This is a genomic window from Streptomyces anthophorae (genome assembly GCF_049310305.1).
Taxonomy (GTDB): Bacteria; Actinomycetota; Actinomycetes; order Streptomycetales; family Streptomycetaceae; genus Streptomyces.
On record NZ_JBLWQQ010000001.1, the window covers coordinates 493210 to 513230 of the forward strand.

The following is a 20021-nucleotide window of genomic DNA, read 5'->3' on the forward strand; positions in this document are numbered from 1 at the left end:
GAGTCGGTTGCCCGGTCGCTGCCGAAGCTTACGCGGCGTGCTCCGCGCCGACCTTGGCAGCCGCCGTCTCGAGCGCCTTGGGCCGCCGTACGAACGCCATCAGCGCGGCCGAGACGAGCGTGCCGATCGCCATGACGGCGAAGGCGCCCATGTCACCCATGGAGCTGCCGCGGATCCAGCCGACGAGGTACGTGCCGACGAACGAGCCGAGCGCGCCGAACGAGTTGACGAGGGCGACGGCCGCGCCGGAGACGTTCTTGGGCGCCTGGTCGGCGACGAGCGCGAAGTACGGTCCGTAGGGCGCGTACAGGCAGAGGCCGGCGACGATCAGGAGCACGAAGGACATCGCGAACGAGGAGTGCGCGAGGTAGGAGCCGTACAGGGTGACGGCCGCGACCACCAGCCAGGGCCAGATCGCCACGCGGCGCCTGCCGCTGCGGTCGGAGAGCTGGGAGTTGACGAGCATCGCGATCGAGGCGAAGAGGTACGGGACCGCGGAGAGCAGCCCTGTGGCGCCGATGCCCTGGCCCGAGGCCTCCTTGATGATGGAGGGCAGCCAGAACACGAAGCCGTACACGCCGATGGACCAGCAGAAGTACTGGGCGGCCAGGATGAGTACCGGGCGCGAGGAGAGCACCTTGCGGTACTCGGCGGTGCGGGCCACGGCGACGGTCGGCTCCTTGGCCAACTCGTGCGCCAGCTCGGTCCGTTCGTGCTCGGGCAGCCATCCGGCCTCCGCCGGATGATCCTTGATCATCTTGAGGCAGAGCAGACCCCACAGCACGGCCGGGAAGCCCTCGATGATGAACATCTCGCGCCAACTGGTGGCCTCGATGAGCAGCCCGGAGACGGCGGAGAGCCACATCACGGTGACGGGATTGCCCAGGATCAGGAAGGTGTTGGCGCGCCCGCGCTCGCGCTGTGTGAACCAGCGGCCGAGCAGCATCACCATGGACGGCATGACCGCGCCCTCGACCACGCCGAGCAGGAAGCGGACGGCGACCAGCATGGTCGGGCTGTGCAGCAGGCCCTGGACGGCGGCGAGCACTCCCCAGGCGATGGTCGAGTACGCGACGAGGCGGCGGGCACTGCGGCGCTCCGCGTAGATGGTGCCGGGGATCTGGAAGAAGAAGTAGCCCAGGAAGAAGGAGGCGGCGACCAGCGCGTCCATACCGCTGGACATGTGGAGGTCCTCGGCCATGCCGCCGGCCGAACCGATCGAGTAGTTCGACCGGTCCAGATACGCCAGCGAGTAGGTGACGAACGCGATCGGGATCATGTGCTTGGTCCGCGTGGACGACCAGAATCCACTGCCGCGTGCGGCGCGGGACGACGTCGCTGTCATCCGTCACACCTCCTGTTTTCCGTGAGGGTTTTCCGAGACACTTTTCCGTGGGGTGGAAAGTGTTCTGTGGGACGGAAAAACGTTAGGGTCGGGACGTCTCCAGGTCAACAGCCTTGACGCAGACGTGATTTGCCGCGCTTCGGACCATGCCGCCAGGAAAGGTGCAGGTATGCCCAACCACGACTCCACCCGCATGTCCCCCCACACCGGACTCCGCTCCGAGGCGCCGGACGTACTGGTGCCCTGGTCCGGACTCGACCGCGCACACGGCCCCTGGCCGGACGGTGTGCGCGTACATGTGTGGGACGGAGTGTCTCCGGTCGACCTCGACGCGGAGCAGCTGGCCCGGATCGGCTACTGGGTCATGCCGTACGCGACCCCCGAGGCCACGAAGCTGCTTCCCGAGCTCCCGGGGCTGCGCGCCGTGCAGTCGTTGAGCGCCGGCGTGGAGAAGCTGCGGCCACTGCTGCCCGAGGGGGTGGCGCTGCACAACGGACGCGGGCTGCACGACGCGAGCGCCGCCGAGCACGCCCTCGCGCTGACCCTCGCCGCGCAGCGTGATCTGCCGCGCTGGGTGCGCGATCAGGACGGGGGCCGCTGGGAGCCGCACTTCACGCGCTCCCTCGCGGACTCGCGGGTGGCGATCGTGGGCTACGGGTCCATCGGCGCGGCGCTCGAACAGCGGCTGCTCGCGTGCGAGGCCACCGTGGTGCGCGTGGCCCGCCGCGCCCGCCCCGAGAGCGATGTGCACGCGGTCACGGATCTGCCGGGGCTGCTGCCGGAGGTGGACATCGCGATCCTGGTGCTGCCCGAGAACCCGTCCACGGTGAACCTGTTCGGCGCGAGCGAACTCGCCGCGCTCCCGGACGACGCGCTCGTCGTCAACATCGGCCGCGGCCGCACCCTGGACCCCGACGCGCTCCTCGCCGAGACCCGCACCGGCCGGCTCCGCGCGGCCCTCGATGTCACGTCCCCCGAGCCACTGCCCGCCGACCACCCGCTGCGGGCACTGCCCGGCGTCCTCATCACCCCGCACGTGGGCGGTGGCTCTGCGGCGTTCCGGCCGCGCGCCGAGCGCCTCATCGTCGAGCAGGTGCGCCGCTGGGCCGACGGCGAGCCGCTGGCCAACGCGATGGAGTAGCCGGGGGCGCCACGCCCTCGACCTCGCCGGCGCAGCGCCCGGCCGGGGTCTTCCAGCAGTATCGACGGCCGCTGCCCGCACTCGGGCAGCGGCCGTCGCCGTCACGTACGACGGCGGTCGGGAATTCCCGCAGGTCACGGCCGCGACACGGTCCGCACGGGGTGGCGCCGCACACACTCATCGATACCCCCAGGGGTAATCATGTACGGTGGATTGCATACCCCCGGGGGTAACCCTCCCGGACACTTCATACGGAAGGAGCAGCACGCCGTGTTCTTCATCGACACCATCGAGCTTCCGGGCCTCGGCAACCGCAGCTACCTGGCCGGCAGCGCCACCACCGCGGTCGCGGTCGACCCGCCCCGGGACATCGACCAGGTCATCGCGGCGGCCGCCCGCCGCGGCGTACGCATCTCCCACGTCGTCGAGACACACCTGCACAACGACTACGTGACCGGCGGCCTGGAGCTGGCGCGCACGACCGGTGCCGCCTACCTGGTCCCGGCCGGCGCGCGCGTCGCCTTCGCCCGCGTTCCCGTCACGGACGGCGACACCGTCGACATCGACACCGGTGTGACCCTGACCGCCGTCGCCACCCCCGGCCACACCCCGCACCACACCTCGTACGTCCTCGGCGAGGCAGGCACCCCGGTCGCCGCGTTCACCGGTGGCTCGCTGCTGATCGGTACCGTCGGGCGGCCCGACCTGGTCGACCCGCGGCTCACCGAGGAGCTGGCGCGGGCGCAGCACACCTCGGCGCAGCGTCTCGCCGACGCGCTGCCCGACGCGACGACGGTGCTGCCCACGCACGGCTTCGGCAGCTTCTGCTCCTCCGCGCAGGCGGACGGCGACACCACGACGATCGGCCACGAACGGAAGGCCAACACGGCGCTCACCACCGACGTCGACACCTTCGTCGCCCATCTCCTGGCCGACCTCGACGACGTGCCCGCCTACTACGCGCACATGAGCCCGGCCAACGCGGAGGGCCCCGCCCCCGTCGACCTCACGCCGCCCGAGCCGGCCGACCCGGAGCAGATCGCCTCGCGGCTCGCGGCCGGTGAGTGGGTCGTCGACCTGCGGGGCCGTATCGCCTTCGCGGAGGGCCACGTGGCGGGCTCGCTGAACTTCGCCGCCGACGGCGGCCTCGCCACGTACCTCGCCTGGATGATCCCGTGGGGCAAGCCCGTCACGCTGCTCGCCGAATCGGCCGAACAACTGGCGGACGCGCAGCGCGAGTTGGTCCGGGTCGGTATCGACCGGCCCGCCGCCGCGGCCACCGGCGAGGTCGCCGACTGGCTGCGCGCGGGCGAGCGCCCGGCCGCCTTCCCGCGCGCGACCTTCGCCGACCTCGCCGAGCGGGACAGGTCCGCGCTCACCGTCCTCGACGTCCGCAGGGACGGCGAGCGAGCGGGCGGCTGGATCGAGGGCTCCGTGCACATCCCCATCCACGAAGTGCACCGCCGCGTCGCGGAGGTCCCCGAGGGGACCGTGTGGGTGCACTGCGCGGGCGGGATGCGCGCGGCCATCGCCGCCTCCTTCCTCGACGCCAACGGCCGCGACGTCGTGGCCGTGGACGACGGCTTCGACCGGGCGGCGGCCGCGGGCCTGCCCGTCGTCACCGGCTGACCGGCGCGAGAGGAAGGAACCGCACCATGTTCCGCTCCCGCAGGGGCAGGCAGCGCCTGTCCGTCGAGGAAGCGCTCGCACGCACCGCGGGCGGGCGGCCCGAGGCCGTCCTGCTCGACGTACGCGAGGACGCCGAGTGGCGGGCCGGGCACGCGCCCGGCGCGGTGCACGCCCCGCTGACCGCGCTGGCCGCGGGCGCGCCACTGCCCGCGGCCGCGCGGGGCCTGCCACTCGTCGTGATATGTCGCAGCGGTCACCGGTCCCAGCGGGCGGTGGGCCTGCTCGCCCGGCGCGGCGCCGAGGCCGTGGACGTCGAGGGCGGCATGAGCGCCTGGGCCGCCGCCGGACACCCCGTCGTCGACGCGCGCGGGAACGGCGGCACGATCGCGTGAGCACGCTGATACTCGCCCTCGCCGCGGGCGCCGTCATCGGCGTGGCGCTGGGCGCACTGGGTGGCGGCGGCAGCGTGCTGGCCGTGCCCGCCCTGCTCTATCTACTCGACTTCTCACCGGCCGCGGCCACCACCGCGAGCCTGATCATCGTCACGGCCACCTCCGCGACCGCCCTGTACGCGCACGCCCGCGACGGGAACGTGGCCTGGCGCACGGGAACACTGTTCGCGGCGGCCGGGATCGTGCCCGCCTACGCGACCGGCCTCGCCTCGGCACATGTCCCCGAGGCCGCCCTCACCGTCGCGTTCTCCGTCGTCGCGGCGCTCGCGGCCCTGCGGATGCTCCGGCCCGCCACCGGGAACGCGGCGGGCGCTGTCCGGCCGGTCAAGGCGGCGGGCGCCGGGGCCGGACTCGGTGCGGTGACCGGGTTCCTCGGTGTGGGCGGCGGCTTTCTGGCCGTACCGGCGCTCGTCGGTGTGCTCGGCCTGAGGATGAAGCAGGCCGTCGGCACCAGCCTGCTGGTCATCGTCGTCAACTCGCTCGCCGCGCTCGCGGCCCGCACCGGCAGCGGCGAACTGCGCTGGGAGATCATCGCCCCGTTCGCGGGCGCGGCGATCCTCGGCGCCTGGGACGGCAAGCGCCTCGCCGCCCGTGTCACGGGGAACACCCTGCAACGCGTCTTCGCCTTCGTCCTGTTGGCGGTGGCGGCGTTCATGCTCGTCGACGCGGTGGTGTGACCACCCGCCACCCCGCTCGGCTTTCGAGACCCGCGTTAGGGTGGCAGCCATGGAGACCGGGAAGCCCAGCAGGACCGCGATCGCTGTCGCCCGGGCCAGGGCGCAGCACCAACTGGCCGACGAGCCGCGGGTGTTCACCGACCCGTTCGCCGTGCGCGTCGTGGGGGAAGCGGCCCTGAGCGAGGGGGAGTTCGACGAGGGGCTCGATCCGGATTTCCTGCGCAGGCGGCGGCTGTGGGTCGCCGCGCGCAGCCGGTTCGCCGACGACACGGTGGCCGGGGCCGTCGCCTCGGGGTGCCGGCAGGTGGTGGTCCTCGGCGCGGGGCTCGACACGTCCGCCCTGCGCAACACCCACCCGGACGTACGGTTCTTCGAGGTCGATCATCCCGATACGCAGCGCTGGAAGCGGCACCGGCTGGCCGAGGCCGGGATCGCGGTGCCGGACACGCTGACGTTCGTCCCGGTCGACTTCGAGTCCGCGACGCTCGCCGAGGGCCTGGCCGCCGTGGAGTTCGACCGGACGCGTGCGACGGCGTTCGTCATGCTGGGCGTCGCGGCGTACCTGACGCTGCCCTCGCTGACCGCCACCTGGCGCTTCCTCGCCGGGCAGGGCGGTGGCCCGGTCCTGGTGATGGACTACCTCCATCCGGTGGGCGGGGCGGCGGCCGCGGCCCTGGACGAGAGATCCAAGCGTGTCGCGGCCGCCGGTGAACCGTGGCTGTCCGCGTTCACGGCCGGCGAGTTGCGCGACGCACTGGTCGGGGCCGGATTCTCCGCGGTCGAGGACCGGTCCGCCGCCGAGGTCCTGGGGCACTACCTGGACAGGACCGTGACGGACTCGCTGGGGTCCGGACACCTGGTGCGTGCCACGGTGGCCTGAGGGCCGGCGCGCCCGTCGCGGCAGAAGCTGAGCGTCCGGTAGAGCGTGGCGGCGCCGGCCAGTTCCGCGCAGGCCCGGGACGCCGCCGTCGTGCGGTGCGGGCAGGCCGGGTCGCGGGCGTCGAGCAGGACGCCGAGGGTCGTCCCGCTGTGGCCGACCACGACGCCGAGACCGCCCACGTCACGGCAGATGTCCCGCATCGGCTCCAGCCACCGCTTGGGGCTCACCGCCTGGTTGCGGAGCGCGCTGCGGGTCGCGATGTCACCGACCGTCTCCAGGTCGCCGCAGCGCACCGCCGTGGCCAGCCGGTCGAGCAGGCCCGCGTACGCGCGCCGGTCCGCGGCCGTGAACGGTTTCGGGGCACGGTTGAAGTCGACGGTGTCGACGACCCCGCCCTCGTCGACCCCCACCACGGTCATCCGCGGCAGCGACCCGAGCGTGGCGCGCAGGCGCACCGTGCGGTGGTGGTAGGCCACGATCGCCGGGTACAGCACACCGTCGGTGGGTTCGATGCGGGCGAGGTAGCGCTCGATCCGGCGCGGCGGCATCGGGAGGCCGAGCGCCCGCCCCACCGCCCGCGCCGTCGCGACGAGATCGGCCGACGAGCTGGCCAGGCCCTTGCCCTCGGGGATCGCACTGCGGACGGTGAGCCGCCCGCCCGCCGACCGTCCCGCGTCCGCGCAGATCATCCGCACCAGCCGCAGCGCCTTCGTCTTGTGCGCCGGCCAGACCTGCGGTTCCGCGTGCCGCGGGTCCGGGCGGAAGACGACCCGGGTCCAGCGCGCCACCGGCAGGGTGACGAGGAAGTCGCCGTCCTCCTCGGGCAGCTGCCCCTGGAGCAGCTCCCCGAAGGTCCCGAATGCGGTGCCGGCACCCACCGTGCCGGGCGGCACGAAGAGCGGCGACCGCTCCCCTGCTTCATCGATCGACTTCACGCAGTTCCTCTCCCCTGGACTCACGGACGTCACACTATCGCAATTGACAATCGTTTTCGTTTAATGCTTCTCTCTGCCCTGTCGAAGCAGCGCCAGGAGAAGGGTTCAATGTGGACGAACACATAGCGGAAGCGGTCAAGGAGCCCCATCTCGTCTGTCTTGAAAGGGACTTCGCGTGTCTGCGCTTCGAGTCCATGAAGATCTACTCGGCGCTCGGCGCGGTACGGCACCTCCTCGAGCAGGGGACGATCGAGCCCGGTGACACCCTCATCGACAGCTCCAGCGGCATCTACGCCCATGCGCTCGCCCTCGCGTGTCACCGCTACGGGCTGAAGTGTCACATCGTCGGTTCGACGACCGTGGACCGCACCCTGCGCGTCCAGTTGGAGATCCTGGGCGCGACCCTCGAACAGGTACGGCCCTCGCAGAACCTCCGCCTCGACCAGGAGCTGCGCGTGCGCCGCGTCGGGGAGATCCTCGCCGCCAACCCCTCGTTCCACTGGATGCGCCAGTACCACGACGAGATCCACTACTACGGCTACCGCGACGTGGCCACCAAGCTCGACGAAGAACTGCCCGCCGGTCCCGTGGCGTTGACCGGAGGTGTCGGATCCGGCGCGTCCACGGGCGCTCTGGCCACCTACCTGCGGAAGGCCGGGCGCGAGGTGCGTCTGGTCGGGGTGCAGCCCTTCGGGAGTGTCACGTTCGGATCGGAACACGTCTCGGACCCCGACATGATCATCGCCGGGATCGGCAGCGCCATCGAGTTCCGCAACGTCCGGCACGCGCTCTACGACCGCGTCCACTGGGTCGACTTCGACTCCGCCCTGTCCGGGGCGGTCGGCCTGCTGCGGACCAGCGGCATCTTCGCCGGACTCTCATCGGGCGCCGCGTACTTGGCCGCCCGCTGGGAGCGTGACCAGCACGGCCGGAGCGCGAACCATGTCTTCATCGCCGCCGACACCGGTCACCGGTACGTGGAGAGCGCCTACTCCCAGCACCGCCGGGCCCGCCCCTTGAGCGAGCTCGCGCCGCGCGAGATCGCCTCGCTCGACGAGCTGAGCCTGCCGTGGTCGGCGATGTCCTGGCCCCGGGTGTCGGCCCCCGCCGACCTGCGCGACGCGGGCTCCGCGGCCGCCTGACCGCCCTGCCACCGAAACACCCACCGAACACTCACCGGAACCCACCAGAGAGAACCGTCATGTCTCACCAGGCGCCGCACACGGTGGCCGAACTGACCGATGCCGTACTGGCCGGAGCCATGGGCCCCGACCCGCAGGACACGAACGTCACCAGCGCCTTCTGGCTCTACCACACGACCCGCCTGGCCGGCGGGCCCGTGACGTACCACAACCACTATCTGCTGCTGCGGGCCGGCGCCGCCTTCGGCGCCTGCTCCTTCGAAGCGGGCGAACTGACCCCGGACTTCTGCGAGAACGCCTCAGGACACTCCCTCGGCACCCTCCTGCGGAGCGAGTCCACGCCGGTGCGGATCGCCGCGCTCGACGCGTATCTCGCGTTGACCGCGCCGCACCGTGCGGCACGGGCCGAGACCGTCGTACTGCCCGCGGGTACGCCCGAGGTCCGGGCGCGGGCGCGCGATGCCGCCATCGCCGGGCTGCTCGACATCGAACCTGGCGCGAAGGTGGCGCTCATCGGGGTCGTCAATCCGCTGGTCGCCGCGATCCGCGAGCGCGGTGGCGAGTGCCTGCCCTGCGATCTGAACTTGCAGACCACACAGTGGGGCGACCCCGTCACCGACGACATGACCGAGGTCCTGGAGAAGGCCGACGCGGTCGTCGCCACCGGCATGACGCTCAGCAACGGCACCTTCGACCTCATCCTCGGGCACTGCCGCGACCAGGGCATCCCGCTGGTGATGTACGCGCAGAGCGGGAGCGCCGTGGCCCGCGCGTTCCTGGGCTCGGGTGTCACCGCGCTGAACGCGGAGCCGTTCACGTTCTCGCAGTTCAGCGCGGACGAGACTCCGATGTACCGGTACCGCGCCGGGGCCGCCACGTGAGCGCCGACACCTCCAACTCCGTTGCCGAGCACGACGGTTCACCCCACGACCCGATCCCCGGCGACCTGGCCATGACACGGGCGCTGTGGCCCCTGCTGCTCGCCTCCGCGGTCGGCCTGCTGCCCTTCACGGTCTTCAGTACGTACCTGGTCCCCATCGCCGACGGAGCCGGCCGGGACGTCGCCACCGTGGGCGGCCTGCGCGGGCTCGGCGGGGTCGCCGCGCTCGCCGTGGGCATGGCCCTTGCGCCGCTGATCGACCGGGTGCCCAGAGCCCGGGCCGCGGCCGCGGGGCTCGGCCTGCTCGGCGTCGCCGCGGCGCTCGGCGCGAGCGGGGACTTCCTGCTCGTGGCCGCCTTCTGTCTGCTGACAGGCGCCGCCACCGCCGTCCTCAATCCGGCGCTGGCCGCTGCCGCCGCGGACCGCTTCGGTGACGGCAGGGCAGCGGGACGGGCCGCCACACTCGTCTCCGCCACCACGTCGATGACGGCCATGCTCGCCGCCCCGCTCATCGCGCTGCCCGCGATGCTGTGGGGCTGGCAGGGCGACCTCGTCGCCGTCGCCTGCCTCTCCGTGCTGCTCGCCGGCGCGCTGCTGGTACGCGGCCGGGCGGACGGTTCGGCGCGGACCACGCGGGGGGCTGAAGAGCGGCGGCCCGGCTACTTCGCCTCGTTCAGGCTGCTGGCCGCCGTGCCCGGCGCGGTGCCGCTGCTGTCGGTGTCGGTGCTGCGCACCTCCGTCTTCATGGGCTATCTCGCCTACCTGGCGGCGTACTACGACGACCGGTTCGATCTGCACCCCGAGCTCTTCTCCCTGGTGTGGACGCTGAGCGGCGCCTCGTTCTTCGTCAGCAACCTGCTCACCGGGCGGGTCACCAACGCGGAGCGCTCCCGCGTCGCGACCGAGCGGCTCCTGGCCGTCGGTGTGGCGGTCGCGCTGGTCAGCGCCGTCGGGTTCTGGTTCACGCACTGGCTGCCGCTCGCCCTGGTGCTCACGTCGCTGCACGCCGCCGCCCACGCGGTGGTGGCGGCCTGCGCCGTCAGCCTGCTGGTGCGGCGCTGCGGTTCATTGCGCGGCACCGCGCTCAGCCTCAACTCCGCGGGGCAGAGCCTTGGTGTGTTCGCCGGTGCCGCCCTCGGCGGGGCCGGGCTCGCGGTGGCCGGGTATCCGGGGATCGCCGTCGCGTTCGGGGCGCTGCTCGCCGTCGCGCTCGCCGCGGCGTGGCTCGTGCTGCGGCAGGGCCCCGTTCAGGACGAGGCATGATGCGTCGACTCGACTCCCGCGGCGGCCTGTTCCTCATCTGCGCGGCCCTGTTCAGTGTGCTCGCCGTGTCCGTGGTCGTCGCCATCGGGCTCGGCCCGGCGACGGTGACACCGGGCGAGACCGGCCGTTATCTGTGGGCCGCGCTCAGCGGCGGGCGGATCGGGGCCGCGGAGGAGAGCACGTACCAGATCATCTGGCAGATCCGCACCCCGCGCGTGCTGCTCGCCGCGCTCGTCGGGGCCGGTCTCAGCGCCGTCGGTGTGGCCATCCAGGCGCTGGTGCGCAATGCGCTCGCCGACCCGTTCGTCCTCGGTGTCTCCTCGGGGGCGTCCGTGGGCGCGGTCGCCGTCAAGGTCAGCGGCGCGCTCGCCGCGCTCGGCATCTACGCGATGTCGGCGGGGGCGTTCCTCGGGGCGGTGGCCGCGTCCGTCCTGGTGTACGCGGCCGCGTCACGGCGGGGCGTGCTCTCGCCGCTGCGGCTCGTGCTGACCGGTGTCGCGATGGCGCTCGGTTTCCAGGCGGTGATGAGCGTCATCGTCTATCTGGCGCCGGACAGCGAGGCCACGTCGACGGTCCTGTACTGGACGATGGGCAGCTTCGGCGCCGCTGCCTGGGGTGTGCTGCCCGTCGTCGCCGCGGCCGTCCTGCTGGGCTCCCTCGTCCTGCACCGCAGCAGCCGCACCCTCGATGTGCTCGCGCTCGGCGACGAGACCGCCGGGAGCCTGGGGATCGGTCCCGACCGGCACCGCAAGGCGCTGCTGCTCCTGGTCTCCCTGGTGACGGGCGTGCTGGTGGCGGTCAGCGGTGCCATCAGCTTCGTGGGTCTGGTCATGCCGCATCTGGTGCGGATGGCCGTGGGTGCCTCGCACCGGCTCGTGCTCGCCGTGGCCCCGCTCGCGGGAGCGGTCTTCATGGTCTGGGTCGATCTGGCGTCGCGCACGCTGGTCGCCCCGCGCGAGCTGCCGCTCGGCGTCATCACCGCGCTCATCGGGGTGCCCGTCTTCATCACGCTGATGCGCCGCAAGTCCTATATGTTCGGAGGGCGTTGAGATGGATCTGGAGCTCGAAGGACTGACCGTCGTCACCGACGGCGCCACGTTGGTGCACGAGCTGTCCCTGCACGTCCCTGACGGCCGGGTCGTGGGTCTGGTCGGTCCGAACGGAAGCGGCAAGTCCACCGCCCTGCGCTGCGTGTACCGCGCGCTGCGGCCCACCGCGGGCACCGTCCGTGTCGGCGGCGACGACCTGAGCCGGCTCACCATGCGGGCCGGAGCCCGCGCCGTCGCCGCGCTCACCCAGGACGGCACCGTCGACCTCGACTTCACCGTCTCCGAGGTCGTCGCCCTGGGCCGCACCCCGCACCTGAGAGGGAACCGACAACTTGGCTCGCACGAACGCGAGTTGTGCGAGCGGACCATGGACCGGCTCGGCATCGGCCACCTCGCCCGGCGCGGCGTCCTCACCCTGTCCGGCGGGGAGCGGCAGCGCGTCCTCGTGGCCCGCGCCCTCGTCCAGGAACCGGAGATCCTCGTCCTCGACGAGCCGACGAACCATCTGGACATCCGCCACCAGGTCGAACTGCTCTCCCTGCTGCGCGGCGCCGGCCTCACCGTCCTCGTCGTCCTGCACGACCTCAACCTGGCCGCGGCGGCCTGCGACCGGCTCGGCGTGCTGAGCGGAGGACGCCTGGTCACCTCCGGCACCCCGAAGGACGTGCTCACACCGGAGCTCGTCGAGGACGTCTTCGGCGTCGGCGCCAGCGTCGTGCCCCACCCCCTGACCGGCGACCCGCAGTTGCTCTACACCCTGACCCCGGCCCCAGAAGGAAGCCCCCAGCCATGCCCGTGACCCGACACACCGTCCTCGGCTGCGCCCTCGCCGCCACCGCGCTCGTCACCACCGCGTGCGGCGCCGACGTCGCCTCCGACGACCCCAAGGCCGCGCGGAAGTCCACCGTCAACCGCTGCGGGGAGAAGGTCGACTACACCGTTCCGCAGCGTGCCGTCGCCTACGAGGCGGGCAGCGCGGACAAGCTGTTCGCGCTCGGCCTGACCGACCACGTCCACGGCTACGTGATGCCTCCGGCCAATCCGCCGGTCAGCGAGTCGCCGTGGGCTTCGGAGTACAAGAAGGTCAGGTTGCTCAGCGACGACCTCCTCAACAAGGAGATCGTCGTGGACGCCAAGTCGGACTTCGTCATCGCCGGCTGGGGATCCGGCTTCGCCGACGACCGGGGCATCACCCCGGAGATCCTCGACAAGCTCCACATCCAGAGCTTCATGCACACCGAAAGCTGCTTCAACTACCCCAAGTACCCGGAAAGAACCGCCCCGTTCGAGGCGCTGTACACCGACCTCGAACGGCTCGGTGAGATCTTCCACGTGGAGAAGAAGGCCGAGAAGGTCGTCGCCGGCCTCAAGAAGCGCGCGGCGGCGGTGACCGAACGGGCGCCGCGCGGCGAGAAGGTCCCGGTGTTCCTCTACGACTCCGGCACCGACAAGCCGTTCACGGCCGGCAACCAGGTCCCGCCCGACGAGATCATCGCCAAGGCCGGAGGAAGGAACGTCTTCTCCGGCCTCGACGAGCGCTGGACCGAGGTCAACTGGGAGTCCGTCGCCGAGGCCCGGCCGGAGGTGATCATGATCCTCGACTACGGCGACAAGCCCGCCAAGGAGAAGATCGACTTCCTGAAGCGCTCCCCGCACACGCGCGGACTCCCCGCCATCAAGAACGACCGGTTCTTCGTCCTCGACTACAACGAGGGCATCTCGGGACCCCGCAACATCGACGGCCTGGAGAAGTTCGGCGAATACCTCCGCGAGCTGCCCGGCTGAGCCCGGCTACCGGCTCTTTCGCCCGACCGATGCCGCGTGGACCGGGAGTTCAGAACGTCACCAGGATCTTCCCGAGGAGGCCGCCCGCCTCGAAGCGTTCGTGGGCGGCCCGGATGTCCGTCAGCGGGTAGCGGTCCGCGATGCGTACACGGAGTTCCCCGGCATCGACCAGCTTGGCGAGGTGGGCGAGGTCGGGCGCGCTCTCCTGGACATAGCTCTTGCGCGCTCCCGGCACGTCGGGCAGTGGCTCGTCGGAGACCGACACGTAGCGGCCGTCCGCGGCGAGGGCGACGGCGGCGTCGAGGCCGGCGGTGTCGAGGACGACCGGATAGTGGTCGCGCGGCAGGTCGGCCGGGCGGTGCCAGACCCGTTCGGCGCCCAGGTCCATCGCTTCCGCCTCGTGTTCGGGGCGGGACACCAGTCCGTCGACGCGGGCACCCGTCGAGCGGGCCAGCTGGACGGCCAGGCCGCCGACCGCCCCGGCGGCACCGACGACCAGGATCCGCTCGCCGGGCGCGAGTTCGGCCTTGCGCAGAGCCTGTAGAGCGGTCACTCCGGCCAGCGGCAGTGTCGCCGCGTCCGCCAGGGGAAGGGCGGAGGGCGCGGAGGTCACCAGGTGTCCCGGCAGGGCCACGAGGTCGGCCCAGGTGCCGCGGGCGGTGGCGATCTGGGCGGACATCGCGATCACCTCGTCGCCCACCTGGTGCGCGGGGTCGTTGCTGGTGACCACGCGGCCGGAGAGGTCCCAGCCGAGCGTGGCCGGCAGCGGCGGGCCGACCTCCCAGGCGCGGGTCTTCCAGTCGACGGGGTTCAGGCTGGTGGCGGTGGCGCGGACGAGGACTTCGCCGGCGGCCGGAGTCGGCTCGGCGATGTCGTCGAGGGTGAGGACTTCGGGGCCGCCGTGGCGGTCGATCCGGATGGCGCGCATGGTGGTGAGGCCCTTCCAGGGGTGCGGGGTCGGTCCACGTGGCCGGGGAGACCGCCGTCGGGCGGCCTCCCCCGCTCACACCCGGAACGCTAAAGTCTCACATCGGTGTGAGAGTCAAGCCGCGTCGAGGAGGAACACGTGCGGATCGGTGAACTGTCGCGCAGGACGGGCGTCCACGAGCGGTTGCTGCGGTACTACGAGGAGCAGCAGTTGCTGCACCCCGTGCGCCGCCCCAGCGGCTACCGCGAGTACGCCGAGGCGGACGTGCACACCGTGCGCCGCATCCGCAGCCTGCTCGCCGCGGGCCTGACCACGGCCACCATCGCCACGATCCTGCCGTGCCTGCGCGAGGAGGGCGAGCGTCTGGTGCCGACCTGCCCCGACCTCGTGGGCGCCCTCCTGAAGGAGCGGGCCCGCATCTCCCAAGCCATCGACGACCTGCGGTCCTCCCGTTCCGCGCTCGACGACGTCATCGCCGCCTCCCCCGCCGACGTCGCCGAGCGCGCCCGGGCGGCCGCGGCCGCCGCGGGGTGACTGTCAACCGGCCTTCGCCAGTGCCACCGTCCGGCCGCCGAGCGCCGCGGAGAACCGGTCCGTGACCTCCGCGAGTGCTTCGGCTGACGGCTGCGCGACGGCCACCTTCCCGTTCTCGCCGACCGTGACGTCCCGGTCGAGGGTGAACCAGCCGGGGAGGATGTGGTGCGGGCCCATCGAGTTCAGGACGGGGCGCAGGGCGTAGTCGAGGGCCAGGACGTGGGCCGTGCTGCCGCCCGTGGCCAGGGGCAGCACGGTCTTTCCGGCGAGCGCGTACTGCGGCAGCAGGTCGAGGAGGGACTTCAGCAGGCCCGAGTAGGCGGCCTTGTAGACGGGCGTGCCGATGACGATGCCGTCGGCGCGCTCGAACCGGGCGATGGCATCGACGACCGCCGGGTGGCCGAACTGGGCACCCAGCAGCGCGTCCGCGGGCAGGGTGCGGACCTTCAGCGAGTCCACCTCGTGTCCCTGACCGCGCAGCCGTTCGTCGAGATGTTCCAGGAGTCCCGCGGTGCGGGACGTGGCGGAGGGGCTGCCGGACACGGAAAGGATGGTGGCCATGGTGGGGCCTTTCGTGAGGGGGCGGAAGACGCAAGGGGCTAACGGGCGGCGGCGTTCACCACGCGCTGGACACGACCGTGATCGCGGGGGTCAGACCTTCGCGCAGCGCTTCGAGGAACATCACGACCTCCGCGGCCACCGAGCGGTGCTGCTTGTCGTTGAGCACGTCGTGGTGGGCGCCGTGGACGACGGCCAGGCGCGCCGAGTCCAGCTTCTGCGCCGTGAGCGCGAGGGCGTCGCGATCCGCCAGCGGGTCGGCGTCACCGACCAGGAGCAGGTGCGGGAGGTCCGCAGCGCTGTCGTGGGCCGACTCCAACACCGCCTCCGGCACCGGTGCGTTCAGCTCTCCGCGGCGTACGCGGGTGTCGTCCGTGAGGACGCCACGGTGTGTGGGGCAGGAGGTGCGGACGTCGAGTTCCTCGTCCCATGCCTCCGTGAGGGCGGCCGCCCGGCCGGGAAGTCCCGCGAGCACGACACCGTCGGCCCGCAGCCTGCGTGCCCGGGCCGGGTCCGCGACCAGCGCGGCGACCGCCGCGGCGCCGCTGTCGGCGCCCACCAGGACCAGCGGGGCGGCCGCGGTGCCGCCCGGTTCGGGCGCCGTACCGTCGGCCGCTTCGGCGAGCTGCGCGGCCAGGGCGTCGAGCGAGGCGTCGAGGTCGTCGCCGCTCAGATCCGGGGTGTCCACGACCCGTACGCGGTAGGCGTCCGCGGCGAGCCGCCTGCCGAACCGCTCGTAGACGGCACGGGTCTCGCCGCGTCCGGGCACGACCAGGACGGTGCCGCGGGTGAGCAGGCCATCGGGGGCGAAGTGGTCGGTGTACTGGCGGGTCATCGCAGGGCTCCCAAGGGGGCGTTGTCGGCGGTGTGCCGGTTGGCGGGGATCGGCAGGCCGAGGTGGCCCCGCAGGGTGTCGGCCTCGTACGCGGTGCGGAACAGGTCGCGCTTCTGGAGGATCGGTACGACGCCGTCGACGAACAGCTCGAGTTCGTCCTCGGTGCGGAAGGCGAGGTTGATGCCGTCGAAGGTGCCGGCGTCGAACCACTCCTCGATCCGGTCGGCGACCGTCTCCGGGGCGCCGACGAACGGCGAGCGGCGGAACTCGGCCAGGGACTGGGCGACTTGACGCAGGGTGAGGTTCTCGGTCCGCGCGCGTTCGATGATCTTCGCGGCTCCCGTCCTGCCGCCCTTCTCGGCGAGGTGGGCGACGTCGGGGAAAGGGGCGTCGAGGTCGTGGACGCTGAAGTCGTAGGCGCCGAAGGAGCGGCCGAGCAGGGCGAGGTGGCGGTCGAAGTCGTTGTCCTCCTCGAAGATCTCCCGCTCGCGGCGGCGGGCCGCCTCGTCGGTGGCGGCGACGACCGGGCCGCCGTGAATGAAGATCTTGATGTGTTCGGGGTCGCGGCCGTACGCGGCGGTGCGGCGCTTGATGTCGGCGTAGTACTCCTGGGCCTGCTGGAGGGAGCCGCCGGGCGCGTAGATGCCCTCGGCGACGCGGGCGGCGAGGTCGCGGCCCTCCTCGGAGACACCGGCCTGGAAGATGACCGGCTGGCCCTGCGGGGAGCGCGAGATGTTGAGCGGGCCCGCGACCCTGAAGTGTTCGCCCACATGGTTGAGTTCGTGCAGCTTGGCCGGGTCGAGGAACACGTTGCGCTCGACGTCGGCGGGGAACGCGTCGTCCTCGTAGGAGTCCCACAGGCCGCGGGCGACCTCGACGAACTCCAGCGCCCTGCCGTAGCGCGTGGCGTAGTCGAGGTGCTCCTCGAACCCGTAGTTGCGCGAAGTGCCGGTGTCGAAGCTGGTGACGACGTTCCAGCCGGCCCGGCCGCCGCTGATGTGGTCGAGGGAGGCGAAGCGGCGCGCCAGGTTGAACGGCGAGTTGTACGTCGAGCTGGCCGTGCCGACGAGACCGAGGCGGCGAGTGTGCGTGGCCACGGCGGAGAGCAGGGTGAGGGGTTCGAGCCGGTTGAGGTAGTGGGAGGGGTAGGTGGCGTTGATGAACTGGCTGTCGACGATGAACAGGGCGTCGAACAGGGCGTGTTCGCCGGCCTTGGCCTGCCGTATGTAGTAGTTGATGTCGATGCTGGCGTTGTCGGCGACGCGCGGGTCCTTCCACAGGCCGTGCTGGCCGGGGCCGCCGACACCGTAGGGATGCAGCGCGAGGTGGATCTTCTTGCGGGGCATGGGCGGGTCCTTCTGTGAGGGCGGGCGACGGTGGCTCAGGCGGGCAGCAGGGCGCGCAGCGCCTCGCGTTCGGCCCGGTCGGCCGGGGCGCCGTGCAGGGTGGGTGCGGAGCCGAGCAGGAGTCGCGTGTACGGGTGCTGGGGGTCGTTGACGACGGTGTCCGTCGCTGCGGTCTCGACGAGTTCGCCGCGGTACAGGACGGCGATCCGGTCGGCGACGCCGGCGACGGAGCCGAGGTCGTGGGAGATGAACAGCAGCGCCGTGCCGTCCGCTCGGAGTTCCTTGAGGATCTCCAGGATCTGGACGCGGTTGGCGGAGTCGAGGGCGCTGACGGGTTCGTCGAGGATGACGAGGCGGGGCCGGGTGACCAACGCCCGTGCCACGGCGACGCGTTGCCGCTGGCCGCCGGACAGCTCGCCGGGCAGTCGGCTCAGCAACTCCTCGGCAAGGCGCACCCGTTCGAGGTACTCACGGATGCGCTCGGCCGCCTCGGCGCGCGGCACGCCGCCCACGCGCAGGGGCTCGCTCAGTGACTCCTCGATGGTCAGGTCCGGGTCGAGGCTGCGCAGCGGGTCCTGGAACACGTACTGAATGACGCCTCTGCGGCGCAGGCCGCGCCATTGGCGGCGGCTGTGGGCGGTGACGTCCGCTCCCCCGATGGTGATCGTGCCGGATGTGGCGGGGACGAGGCCGAGGACGGTGCGGGCGAGCGTCGACTTGCCGGAGCCGGTCTCGCCGATGAGCCCGAGCGTCTCACCGGGCGCGACACTGAGCGAGACGCCGTGCAGGGCTTGGCGACGGCGCCGTCGGGGGCCGTAGTGGACGTCGAGCGTGTCGATGTCCAGCACGGGGCCCGGGATGGTGGTGCTCATGCGTCCTCCTCGACCGCGGCCGTCGAGGTCCCGGTGCGGAACCTTTCGAGGCCGTACAGCTCGTGCTCGGCGATGAGCAGCCGGGTGTACTCGTGGCGCGGGGCGTGCAACACCTCGCTCGTAGGGCCTTGTTCGACGACGGTGCCCTCCTTCATGACCAGCACCTCGTCGCACAGTTGGGCCACCACAGCGAGGTCGTGGGAGACGACGACGAGGGCGAGGCCCGCTCGGTCGCGCAGGTCCGCCAGGAGGTCGAGGATCTCCGCCTGGACCGTGACGTCGAGGGCCGTCGTGGCCTCGTCGGCGATGAGGACGCGGGGCTCCGCGGCGATCGCGGTGGCGATCAGGACGCGTTGGAGCATGCCGCCGGACAGCTCGTGGGGGTACTGGTCGTAGCTGAGTTCCGGGTCGCGCAGGTGCACGGTGCGCAGCAGCTCGACGGCCCGTTCCCGCGCCTCGCGCCTTTTGAGGCCCTTCTTGACGCGGAGCACCTCGGCGAGCTGTGCGCCGACGCGGATCGAGGGGTTGAGGTAGGAGGCCGGGTCCTGGAAGACGGCGGCGATGGTGGTGCCGCGCAGCCGGGTCCACTGCTTCGGGGTCAGGGTGGCGATGTCGGTGCCGTCGAGTTCGACGTGGCCGCCGGTGATCTCGAAGTGCGGCGGCAGGATGCCGAGCGCGGCGCGGCAGGTGAGGGTCTTTCCGCTGCCGGACTCGCCGACGATTCCGGTCGTCGTGCCGGGCCCGAGGTCGAAGCCGACACCGTGCACGATCTCCCGGTCGGTGGCCGTGTCGGCGATGCGTACGTCGCGCAGGGAGAGCACGGGGGCGGCGGCCCGGAGTTCGTCGTGATGGTCCTGTGCGCGGGCGAGGGCGGTGGGCGCTGTCGTCATGTCGTGCCTCCGGCGGGGGCGGTGTCGTCGATGCGGTCGCGGCCTGCTCCGATGGGGGTGCGGCCGCTCGTGGCCGTGCCGGACACGTCGCGGATCGCGTCGGCGAGGAGGTTCGCGGCCCACACCGTCGCCATGATCAGGAGGGCGGGCGGGAGCGGGGCCCAGGGCTGCTGGCCGAGGTAGCCGAGGTCGGAGGCGAGCAGGCCGCCCCAGGTGGGTTCGGGCGGCTGGACGCCGATGCCCAGGAACGTCAGGCTCGACACGATCACGAATCCGGTGCCGATGGTCTGCGCGAGGGCGACCGCCAGCGGCGGCAGCACCTTCGTCCAGACGTGGCGCCGGACGATCCAGCCGATCGAGGCCCCGGAGATCAACGCGGCTTCCACGTACGGGGATCGGGCCACCGCCAACGTCGCGGCGCGGGACACCCGGTAGAACAGCGGGGACACCAGGGCGCCGGTCACGAGCATCGCCTGGGTGATGCCGTTGCCGAGCAGCGCGATCACCGCGACCGCGAAGAGCAGGAACGGCAGGGCGACGAGGGTGTCGGCGAGGCGCAGCGTCAGCCACTCGAAGACCCGGCCGAGGTACACCGACAGGATGCCCGGGACCGACCCCACGACCAGTGCGGTCAGGGCGACTTCGAGCGAGCCGAGGACACTCACGCGGGACCCGTCGAGGAGCCGGCTGAGCACGTCGCGGCCGAGGTAGTCGGTGCCCAGCCAGTGTTCCCACGAGGCGGCGGCTAGGGTGTCACCGCTCGTCGCGAGGGGGCTCTGCGGGGCGAGCAGCGGGCCGAGGAGCGCGAGCAGGGCGACGACGGTGAGGATGACGGCGGCGATACGGCCCGTGGTGAGGGCGAGTATGCGGCGGATCATGG

At 72.1% G+C, this 20021-nt stretch carries 21 protein-coding genes; 12 read left to right on the forward strand and 9 right to left on the reverse strand.

What is annotated here, in order from left to right; all coding sequences use genetic code 11:
• Positions 1 to 28: 28 nt before the first annotated feature.
• Positions 29 to 1345, reverse strand: a complete 1317-nt coding sequence (locus tag ACNYS0_RS02165) for an MFS transporter (RefSeq protein ID WP_422470897.1) — start codon at positions 1343 to 1345, stop codon at positions 29 to 31.
• 169 nt (positions 1346 to 1514) lie between these two features.
• Between ACNYS0_RS02165 and ACNYS0_RS02170 the strand changes: the two genes are divergently transcribed.
• The 5 genes from ACNYS0_RS02170 to ACNYS0_RS02190 all read left to right on the forward strand — a co-directional run bounded on the left by ACNYS0_RS02170 (position 1515) and on the right by ACNYS0_RS02190 (position 6124).
• Entirely contained in the window at positions 1515 to 2486 is a 972-nt protein-coding gene (locus ACNYS0_RS02170; protein ID WP_422470898.1) for a 2-hydroxyacid dehydrogenase, read from the forward strand.
• 270 nt (positions 2487 to 2756) lie between these two features.
• Positions 2757 to 4115 carry an MBL fold metallo-hydrolase gene (locus tag ACNYS0_RS02175; protein WP_422470899.1) on the forward strand — a complete coding sequence of 453 codons (1359 nt, stop codon included), beginning with the start codon at positions 2757 to 2759 and terminating at the stop codon, positions 4113 to 4115.
• Between the two features lie 26 nt (positions 4116 to 4141).
• Positions 4142 to 4507 carry a rhodanese-like domain-containing protein gene (locus tag ACNYS0_RS02180; RefSeq protein WP_422470900.1) on the forward strand — a complete coding sequence of 122 codons (366 nt, stop codon included), beginning with the start codon at positions 4142 to 4144 and terminating at the stop codon, positions 4505 to 4507.
• Positions 4504 to 5244: a sulfite exporter TauE/SafE family protein gene (locus tag ACNYS0_RS02185; RefSeq protein WP_422470901.1), complete on the forward strand. Its 741-nt coding sequence runs from the start codon at positions 4504 to 4506 to the stop codon at positions 5242 to 5244. The genes ACNYS0_RS02180 and ACNYS0_RS02185 overlap by 4 nt, the downstream gene beginning before the upstream one ends.
• 49 nt (positions 5245 to 5293) lie before the next feature.
• A complete protein-coding gene (locus tag ACNYS0_RS02190; RefSeq protein ID WP_422470902.1) occupies positions 5294 to 6124 on the forward strand; it encodes a class I SAM-dependent methyltransferase in 831 nt (276 codons plus the stop codon).
• Here ACNYS0_RS02190 and ACNYS0_RS02195 read toward each other — a convergent pair.
• Positions 6058 to 7050 (reverse strand): GHMP family kinase ATP-binding protein, encoded by a 993-nt coding sequence (locus ACNYS0_RS02195; RefSeq protein WP_422482423.1) that lies wholly within the window; start codon positions 7048 to 7050, stop codon positions 6058 to 6060. The two genes, ACNYS0_RS02190 and ACNYS0_RS02195, sit on opposite strands and share 67 nt — an antisense overlap.
• 119 nt (positions 7051 to 7169) lie before the next feature.
• Here ACNYS0_RS02195 and ACNYS0_RS02200 point away from each other — a divergent pair, with 119 nt between their 5' ends.
• The 6 genes from ACNYS0_RS02200 to ACNYS0_RS02225 are packed head-to-tail and all read left to right on the forward strand — an operon-like array spanning position 7170 to position 13178.
• Positions 7170 to 8201 (forward strand): cysteine synthase family protein, encoded by a 1032-nt coding sequence (locus tag ACNYS0_RS02200; protein WP_422470903.1) that lies wholly within the window; start codon positions 7170 to 7172, stop codon positions 8199 to 8201.
• Positions 8202 to 8260: 59 nt separating this feature from the next.
• The gene (locus tag ACNYS0_RS02205) at positions 8261 to 9082 is read left to right on the forward strand and encodes a Rossmann-like domain-containing protein (protein ID WP_422470904.1); all 822 of its coding nucleotides are present in this window, start codon (positions 8261 to 8263) and stop codon (positions 9080 to 9082) included.
• Positions 9079 to 10344 carry an MFS transporter gene (locus ACNYS0_RS02210; RefSeq protein ID WP_422470905.1) on the forward strand — a complete coding sequence of 422 codons (1266 nt, stop codon included), beginning with the start codon at positions 9079 to 9081 and terminating at the stop codon, positions 10342 to 10344. Before ACNYS0_RS02205 ends, ACNYS0_RS02210 begins: the two co-directional genes overlap by 4 nt.
• A complete protein-coding gene (locus ACNYS0_RS02215) occupies positions 10341 to 11393 on the forward strand; it encodes a FecCD family ABC transporter permease (protein ID WP_422470906.1) in 1053 nt (350 codons plus the stop codon). The genes ACNYS0_RS02210 and ACNYS0_RS02215 overlap by 4 nt, the downstream gene beginning before the upstream one ends.
• Before the next feature lies 1 nt (position 11394).
• The gene (locus ACNYS0_RS02220) at positions 11395 to 12192 is read left to right on the forward strand and encodes an ABC transporter ATP-binding protein (RefSeq protein WP_422470907.1); all 798 of its coding nucleotides are present in this window, start codon (positions 11395 to 11397) and stop codon (positions 12190 to 12192) included.
• Positions 12183 to 13178 (forward strand): ABC transporter substrate-binding protein, encoded by a 996-nt coding sequence (locus tag ACNYS0_RS02225; RefSeq protein ID WP_422470908.1) that lies wholly within the window; start codon positions 12183 to 12185, stop codon positions 13176 to 13178. The genes ACNYS0_RS02220 and ACNYS0_RS02225 overlap by 10 nt, the downstream gene beginning before the upstream one ends.
• A gap of 49 nt (positions 13179 to 13227) precedes the next feature.
• On the opposite strand, the gene ACNYS0_RS02230 is transcribed toward ACNYS0_RS02225, so the two are convergent.
• Positions 13228 to 14106, reverse strand: a complete 879-nt coding sequence (locus tag ACNYS0_RS02230) for an NADP-dependent oxidoreductase (RefSeq protein ID WP_422470909.1) — start codon at positions 14104 to 14106, stop codon at positions 13228 to 13230.
• A 138-nt stretch (positions 14107 to 14244) separates the two neighbouring features.
• On the opposite strand from ACNYS0_RS02230, the gene ACNYS0_RS02235 reads away from it, so the two are divergent.
• Positions 14245 to 14640 (forward strand): MerR family transcriptional regulator, encoded by a 396-nt coding sequence (locus ACNYS0_RS02235; RefSeq protein WP_422470910.1) that lies wholly within the window; start codon positions 14245 to 14247, stop codon positions 14638 to 14640.
• A gap of 3 nt (positions 14641 to 14643) precedes the next feature.
• Here ACNYS0_RS02235 and ssuE read toward each other — a convergent pair whose 3' ends face one another.
• From ssuE to ACNYS0_RS02265, 6 genes are read right to left on the reverse strand one after another with little or no spacing between them, the layout of a single operon-like run.
• Positions 14644 to 15201 (reverse strand): NADPH-dependent FMN reductase, encoded by a 558-nt coding sequence (gene ssuE / locus ACNYS0_RS02240; RefSeq protein ID WP_422470911.1) that lies wholly within the window; start codon positions 15199 to 15201, stop codon positions 14644 to 14646.
• 55 nt (positions 15202 to 15256) lie between these two features.
• On the reverse strand, positions 15257 to 16033 hold the full coding sequence (locus ACNYS0_RS02245) for an alpha/beta fold hydrolase (protein WP_422470912.1): 777 nt from the start codon (positions 16031 to 16033) through the stop codon (positions 15257 to 15259).
• Positions 16030 to 17379 (reverse strand): LLM class flavin-dependent oxidoreductase, encoded by a 1350-nt coding sequence (locus tag ACNYS0_RS02250; RefSeq protein ID WP_422470913.1) that lies wholly within the window; start codon positions 17377 to 17379, stop codon positions 16030 to 16032. Before ACNYS0_RS02250 ends, ACNYS0_RS02245 begins: the two co-directional genes overlap by 4 nt.
• Before the next feature lie 35 nt (positions 17380 to 17414).
• Positions 17415 to 18251: an ABC transporter ATP-binding protein gene (locus ACNYS0_RS02255; RefSeq protein ID WP_422470914.1), complete on the reverse strand. Its 837-nt coding sequence runs from the start codon at positions 18249 to 18251 to the stop codon at positions 17415 to 17417.
• Positions 18248 to 19141, reverse strand: coding sequence for an ABC transporter ATP-binding protein (locus tag ACNYS0_RS02260; protein WP_422470915.1), 894 nt, complete (start codon positions 19139 to 19141; stop codon positions 18248 to 18250). The genes ACNYS0_RS02255 and ACNYS0_RS02260 overlap by 4 nt, the downstream gene beginning before the upstream one ends.
• The gene (locus ACNYS0_RS02265) at positions 19138 to 20019 is read right to left on the reverse strand and encodes an ABC transporter permease (RefSeq protein ID WP_422470916.1); all 882 of its coding nucleotides are present in this window, start codon (positions 20017 to 20019) and stop codon (positions 19138 to 19140) included. The genes ACNYS0_RS02260 and ACNYS0_RS02265 overlap by 4 nt, the downstream gene beginning before the upstream one ends.
• Between the last annotated feature and the right edge of the window lie 2 nt (positions 20020 to 20021).

Excerpts from the sequence above, each read along its gene's own strand:
- ACNYS0_RS02165 (WP_422470897.1), bottom strand. The coding sequence starts at position 1,345 with ATGACAGCGACGTCGTCCCGCGCCGCACGCGGCAGTGGATTCTGGTCG.
- ACNYS0_RS02170 (WP_422470898.1), top strand. The coding sequence starts at position 1,515 with ATGCCCAACCACGACTCCACCCGCATGTCCCCCCACACCGGACTCCGC.
- ACNYS0_RS02180 (WP_422470900.1), top strand. The coding sequence starts at position 4,142 with ATGTTCCGCTCCCGCAGGGGCAGGCAGCGCCTGTCCGTCGAGGAAGCG.
- ACNYS0_RS02190 (WP_422470902.1), top strand. The coding sequence starts at position 5,294 with ATGGAGACCGGGAAGCCCAGCAGGACCGCGATCGCTGTCGCCCGGGCC.
- ACNYS0_RS02205 (WP_422470904.1), top strand. The coding sequence starts at position 8,261 with ATGTCTCACCAGGCGCCGCACACGGTGGCCGAACTGACCGATGCCGTA.
- ACNYS0_RS02215 (WP_422470906.1), top strand. The coding sequence starts at position 10,341 with ATGATGCGTCGACTCGACTCCCGCGGCGGCCTGTTCCTCATCTGCGCG.
- ACNYS0_RS02220 (WP_422470907.1), top strand. The coding sequence starts at position 11,395 with ATGGATCTGGAGCTCGAAGGACTGACCGTCGTCACCGACGGCGCCACG.
- ACNYS0_RS02225 (WP_422470908.1), top strand. The coding sequence starts at position 12,183 with ATGCCCGTGACCCGACACACCGTCCTCGGCTGCGCCCTCGCCGCCACC.
- ACNYS0_RS02230 (WP_422470909.1), bottom strand. The coding sequence starts at position 14,106 with ATGCGCGCCATCCGGATCGACCGCCACGGCGGCCCCGAAGTCCTCACC.
- ssuE (WP_422470911.1), bottom strand. The coding sequence starts at position 15,201 with ATGGCCACCATCCTTTCCGTGTCCGGCAGCCCCTCCGCCACGTCCCGC.
- ACNYS0_RS02245 (WP_422470912.1), bottom strand. The coding sequence starts at position 16,033 with ATGACCCGCCAGTACACCGACCACTTCGCCCCCGATGGCCTGCTCACC.
- ACNYS0_RS02250 (WP_422470913.1), bottom strand. The coding sequence starts at position 17,379 with ATGCCCCGCAAGAAGATCCACCTCGCGCTGCATCCCTACGGTGTCGGC.
- ACNYS0_RS02255 (WP_422470914.1), bottom strand. The coding sequence starts at position 18,251 with ATGAGCACCACCATCCCGGGCCCCGTGCTGGACATCGACACGCTCGAC.
- ACNYS0_RS02260 (WP_422470915.1), bottom strand. The coding sequence starts at position 19,141 with ATGACGACAGCGCCCACCGCCCTCGCCCGCGCACAGGACCATCACGAC.
- ACNYS0_RS02265 (WP_422470916.1), bottom strand. The coding sequence starts at position 20,019 with ATGATCCGCCGCATACTCGCCCTCACCACGGGCCGTATCGCCGCCGTC.